3 protein-coding genes are annotated in these 5,868 nt (G+C 66.5%); 1 reads left to right on the forward strand and 2 read right to left on the reverse strand.

Annotated features, from left to right (window positions below):
• On the reverse strand, nt 1-405 hold a 405-nt coding region (locus tag OS124_RS0119565), incomplete at its 3' end, for a RidA family protein (protein ID WP_029375590.1).
• A gap of 143 nt (nt 406-548) precedes the next feature.
• Entirely contained in the window at nt 549-3,674 is a 3,126-nt protein-coding gene (locus tag OS124_RS0119570; protein ID WP_010141623.1) for a valine--tRNA ligase, read from the reverse strand.
• Between the two features lie 271 nt (nt 3,675-3,945).
• Here OS124_RS0119570 and OS124_RS0119575 point away from each other — a divergent pair.
• Nucleotides 3,946-5,868 (forward strand): xanthine dehydrogenase family protein molybdopterin-binding subunit (locus OS124_RS0119575; RefSeq protein WP_010141624.1); only part of this gene is annotated, 1,923 nt, incomplete at its 3' end.

Here is a 5,868-nt window from a genome sequence, read left to right on the forward strand (position 1 = left end):
CAGGGCGGCGACGGCGCGGATTTCGACCTTCAGTTCGGGCCGGCTGAGGCCCGAGCAGCCGATGATCGACCAGGCCGGGTAGGGCGCCTTGATGTACCTTGCCTTGGCCTCCATGAAGGCGGGCAGGGTCTGTTCGATATCGACGTGATAGCTGGTGACGTCGACGAGGTCGCTCAGGTCCAGCCCGGCGATCCGCAGCAGCTCCTGGACGCGCTTCAGGGCCCATTCGGTCTGATCCGCGACACTCTCGGGGGCGGTGCCGTCGGGGCGGGCGCCGACCTGGCCCGAGATGAACAGGAAGCCGCCGGATTTCACCGCCGGAGAGAAGCCGTATTTCTCGAAGGCGGCGCGGTAGCCGTCGAACATCTCGTTTCCTGCGGGGATTTGCAGAACTTCCGACGTCATGATCCTGGTCCTTCCTGAGGGTATCGGGCCCGCTCGGGCGGGCGGGTTGTCTGGCGCCGGGGCATGGCGATCCAGTCGCGCCTGGCCTGCTGCATGAAAAAGGCCCGCTCGGTCAGAGCGGGCCTTTCCATCCTGTCGGCGTCTCAGCCCAGCTCGTTCATCCGCTCCAGCGCGGCCTTCAGCTTGGCCTCTTCATCCTGGCGGGCGTCGAGGTTCGCCTGCGTCTCGGCGACGACCTCGGCCGGGGCGCTTTCGGCGAACTTGGGGTTCTTCAGGCGCCCGGCGAGGCCGCCGATTTCCTTCGCCAGCTTCTGGAGGGACTTCTCCAGCCGCGCCTTCTCTTCGGCCACGTCGATGATATCGGCCAGCGGCAGGCCGAAGGTCGCGCCCTCGGCGGGCAGGGTGATCGTGCCCTTGGGGAAGCTCTCGACCACCTCAAGATCGCCGACACGGGCCAGGCGTTTGATCAGCGTCTCGTTGCTTTCCCAGGCGGCGCGGGCGCTGTCCGAGAAGCCGGTGACCACCAGCGGCACGTAGAGCCCGGCGGGCACATGCATCTGGGCGCGGGCCGAGCGGATGCTTTCGATCAGCGCGATGGTCCAGTTCATTTCCGCATCGGCCTGCGCGTCGATCAGCTCGGGCCCATAGGTCGGCCAGTCGTTGTGGGCCAGCAGCCCGTCGCGCGGCGCGGTGGTCGACCAAAGCTCTTCGGTGATGAAGGGCATGATCGGATGCAGCATGGTCAGGCACTGGTCGATGACCCAGCCCATCACGGCGCGGGTCTCGGCCTGTTCGGGGGCGCTGTCATCCAGCAGGGGCTTGGCGAATTCGACATACCAGTCGCAGACCTTGCCCCAGACGTAGGCGTAAAGGCCAAGGGCGGCCTCGTTGAACTTGTAGGCGTCCAGCGCGGCATCGACCTCGGCGCGGATCTTGGCGGTCTCGCCGATGATCCACTTGTTCACCGTGGCACTGGCGACGGGCAAGTCCTTCGAGGGCGCACCGGCTTCGAAGACGCCGTTCATCTCGGCAAAGCGGGTGGCGTTCCAGAGCTTGGTGCCGAAGTTGCGGTAGCCCTTGATGCGTTCCTCGGACAGCTTCAGCACGCCGCCGATGGCCGCCATCGAGGCATTGGTCATGCGCAGCGCGTCGGCGCCGTATTCGTCGATGATTTCCAGCGGATCGATGACATTGCCGGTGGTCTTGGACATCTTCTTGCCCTTCTCGTCGCGGACGAGCTGGTGCAGGTAGACGGTGTGGAAGGGCTCCTTCTCGACCACGGCGAGCTGCATCATCATCATCCGGGCGACCCAGAAGAACAGGATGTCCTCGCCGGTGATCAGCACGTCGGTGGGGAAGTAGCGCGCCAGTTCAGGCGTTTCCTGTGGCCAGCCGAGGGTGCCGATCGGCCAGAGGCCGGAGGAGAACCAGGTGTCCAGCACATCCGCATCGCGCCAGATCGGGTAGATCAGCTTGGTCGGGTCCTGGGTGGCGGTGTATTCGGCCAGCGAGGCCGCCAGCGTGTGCTGGGCTTCCTTCTTGTCCGCGACCTCGACGATGCGGGCATGGGACAGCGGAGAGGGCAGGTCGGCGTTCAGGTCCTTGAAGCGCGAGAGCACGTCACCGACCTCGGCGCCGCAGGCCTCGACATCGCCCATGTGGACCATGTGCTCGTCGATGAAGAGGGTCAGCATGTCGACCAGATCGAGGTCGCCGTCGCCGCCCTCTTTCAGGGTGCCGAGGTCGATGCCGTACCAGACCGGGATCTGGTGGCCCCACCAGAGCTGGCGCGAGATGCACCAGGGCTCGATGTTTTCCAGCCAGTGGTAATAGGTCTTCTCGCCGCTCTCGGGCATGATCCTGGTGCGCCCCTCGCGGACGGCCTCAAGCGCGGGCTGCACGATCTGGGCAGAGTCGACGAACCACTGGTCGGTCAGCATCGGCTCGATCACCACCTTCGAGCGGTCGCCGAAGGGCTGCATGATCGGCTTGGCCTCGACCAGCGGCACGATCTCCTCGCCTTCCTCGCCCTCGGGGCGCTTGCCGCCGAGGCGGGCGTCGGACGCGGTGGTCATCACGGCGAGGCCTGCCTCGGTGATGTCGGCCACCACGGCCTCGCGCGCTTCGAACCGGTCCATGCCGCGGTATTTCTCGGGCACCAGGTTGAGGGTGTCGATCTCCATCTCGGTGGCATCGCTACCGGCGGCGATCTCGCGCGCGCGGGCAACGCAGGTATCATAGTCGTTGCCATCGGCGCGCATGTTGCCCGCCATGTCCATCAGGCGGTACATCGGCAGACCGCAACGCTTGGCGACCATGTAGTCGTTGAAGTCATGCGCGCCGGTGATCTTCACCGCGCCCGAGCCGAAGGAGGCATCGGGGTATTCATCCGTCACGATGGGGATCAGGCGATCACAGAGCGGCAGGTGCACCATCTTGCCGACGATGGGCGCGTAACGTGCGTCATCGGGATGCACCGCCACGGCGCCGTCGCCCAGCATGGTCTCGGGCCGGGTGGTGGCGATGGAGATGTAATCGCGTTCCTCCGAGAAGGTGACGTTCCCGTCCTCGTCCTTCTCGACATAGGTGTAGGTCTCGCCGCCCGCCAGCTTGTACTTGAAGTGCCACATGTGGCCCGCGACTTCGATGTTCTCGACTTCCAGGTCGGAGATCGCGGTCTCGAAATGCGGGTCCCAGTTGACCAGACGCTTGCCGCGGTAGATCAGGCCCTTGTCGTACATGTCGACGAAGACCTTGATCACGGCGTCATGGAAGTTGGGCGAGTTCTCGTGACCCGTGCGCGGATCGCCCGGGGCGCCGGCCATGGTGAAGGCGTTGCGCGACCAGTCGCAGGACGAGCCCAGGCGCTTCAGCTGGCTGATGATGGTCGAGCCGTACTGCCCCTTCCATTCCCAGACCTTTTCCAGGAACTTTTCGCGGCCCAGCTCGCGGCGGCCAGCGTTTCCTTGAGCGGCCAGCATCTTCTCGACCTGCAGCTGGGTGGCGATGCCGGCGTGATCCTGGCCGGGCTGCCAGAGCACGTCGAAACCGCGCATCCGGTGCCAGCGGGTCAGGATGTCCTGCAGGGTGTTGTTGAAGGCATGGCCCACGTGCAGCGCGCCGGTCACGTTGGGCGGCGGGATCATCACGCAGAAGCTGTCCGCGCCGGGTTTGGCGTTGGCTCCGGCCTTGAAGGCTCCGGCCTCTTCCCAGGCGGCAGAGATGCGCGGTTCCGCCTCGGCGGCGTCGAAGGTCTTTTCCATGGCCATCTGGCTTTTCCCGTATGACTGAGGGCGTCTGTTCTGGCCCGAGGGGATAGCGCAAGCCCGGCTGAAGGTGAAGCCCCGCCGCCCCGCGCGCGCCCCTGTCGGCCCGCGCGCTTCGGCCTTGCCGGTTCCTGAGGCCACGGACAGGGCGGTCGGCGGACCTCTCGGCAACCTGGCACAGGAAAACACGGCGGCGGCTCTGGACTATGCGGTTCGAAAAGATAGTCTCGCCCACGGGGGATGCCCCGCAGCCACCAGCGAAGGGAGCAGGGTCATGGAGAAGTTCGGAAAGAGCCAGTCGGTCGGTCGCGTCGAGGATGTGCGCTTCGTCACCGGGCAGGGCCGCTATGTCGATGATATCTCTCCCGAAGGGGCGCTGCATGCCTATGTCTTCCGCTCGCCGGTGGCACACGGAGAGATCACCTCGCTAGACCTGACCGAAGCGCGGCAGGCGCCGGGCGTGCACCTTGTGCTGTCCAGCACCGACCTGCATGCGGGCGGGCTGACCGGGGGGCTCTCGGCCTCGCTGGCGCCGAACCGCGATGGCAGCAAGGGCGCCGAGGTGCGGCATCCGCTGCTGGCCGAGGACCGGCTGCGCTTTGTCGGCGAGGCGGTGGCACTGATCGTCGCCGAGACCATGGACCAGGCCCGCGACGCTGCCGAGCTGATCGTGCTGGATCACGACGACCTGCCGGCGCAGAATTTCCTCGCCCCCCACGTGGCCGACCTGCATGACCACGTGCCGGGCAACCGCGCGGTCGACTATGCCATGGGCGACGCCGAGGCCACCGAAGCGGCGCTGGCGGGGTCGGCCCATGTGGTGCGCGCCGAGGTGGCCGACAACCGCGTCATGGTGGTCTCGATGGAGCCGCGCGGCTGTTTCGCCGAATGGGAGGGCGACCGCCTGCACCTGTGCTTCGGCGGCCAGGGCGTCTGGGGCGCCAAGAAGGAGCTGGCCTCGCTGTTCGGCCTGCCGGCGGAGCAGGTGCGCGTGACCCATCCCGATGTCGGCGGTGGCTTCGGCATGAAGGCCAAGACCTATCCCGAATACGTGCTCTGCGCCTTCGCCTCGCGTGAGCTGGGCCGCCCGGTGCGCTGGATCGCCGACCGGACCGAGTCGATGCTGGCCGACAACGGGGCCCGCGATCTGGTGCACGAGGTGGCGCTAGGCTTCGATGCGGATCTGAGGATCACCGCCTATCACGTGAAGACGAAGTACAACCTCGGCGCCTACAATTCCAACTTCGGGCAGATGATCCAGAGCCATCTCTTCGCCCGCGTCCTGACCGGTGTCTACGACATTCGCACCGCTCTGCTCGAGGCCGAGGGCTACTACTCGAACACCGCGCAGACCGATGCCTATCGCGGTGCCGGCCGCCCCGAGGCGATCTACCTGATGGAGCGGACGATGGACTATGCCGCCCGCCAGCTGGGCATCGACCCCTGGGAGCTGCGCCGCCGCAACTTCATCGCCACCGACCAGTTCCCCTATGAAACCGTTTCGGGCGAGAGCTACGACGTGGGCGATTTCCCCCGGCTGCTGGATGCCGCCGCCCAGGCCTGCGACCTGGCGGGCTTTGCCGGTCGGCGGATGGAGTCCGAAAGCCGCGGAAAACTGCGCGGCTTGGGACTTTGTTATTACATCGAGTCCATTCTGGGGGACCCTTCGGAAACCGCGAAGGTCGAATTCAACGCCGACGGCACGGTGAACATCTACGTGGGCACCCAGTCCAACGGCCAGGGGCACGAGACCGTCTATGCAAAGTTCCTCTCTGACCAGACCGGCATCCCGATGGAGCTGATCCGCGTGGTGCAGGGCGACAGCGACCGCATCGCGACGGGCGGCGGCACCGGGGGCTCGCGCTCGGTCACGACGCAGTCCAACGCCACGCTGGCGGTGGCCGCGACCATGGTGGAACGCTTCACGGAATTCCTCGCCCAGAAGATGGAGGTGGCGCCCGAGGATGTCTCCTTCGACGACGAGGCCTTCCGCATCAAGGGCTCGAACGCGGCGCCGACGATGATCGACGTGGCCGAGATGGCCCGCGAGGCCGGGCGCCCCGAGCTGCTGGTGCACGAGGAGCAGGCGAAGCTGCCGGGCCGGTCCTACCCCAACGGTGCCCATGTCGCCGAGGTCGAGATCGACCCCGAGACCGGGCAGGTGACCCTGGACAGCTACACGGTGGTCGACGATTTC

This window comes from Oceanicola sp. S124 (genome assembly GCF_000220565.1).
Lineage (GTDB): Bacteria > Pseudomonadota > Alphaproteobacteria > Rhodobacterales > Rhodobacteraceae > Pseudooceanicola.

Coding starts and splice junctions, on each gene's coding strand:
- OS124_RS0119570 (WP_010141623.1), bottom strand. CDS start 3,674: ATGGCCATGGAAAAGACCTTCGACGCCGCCGAGGCGGAACCGCGCATC.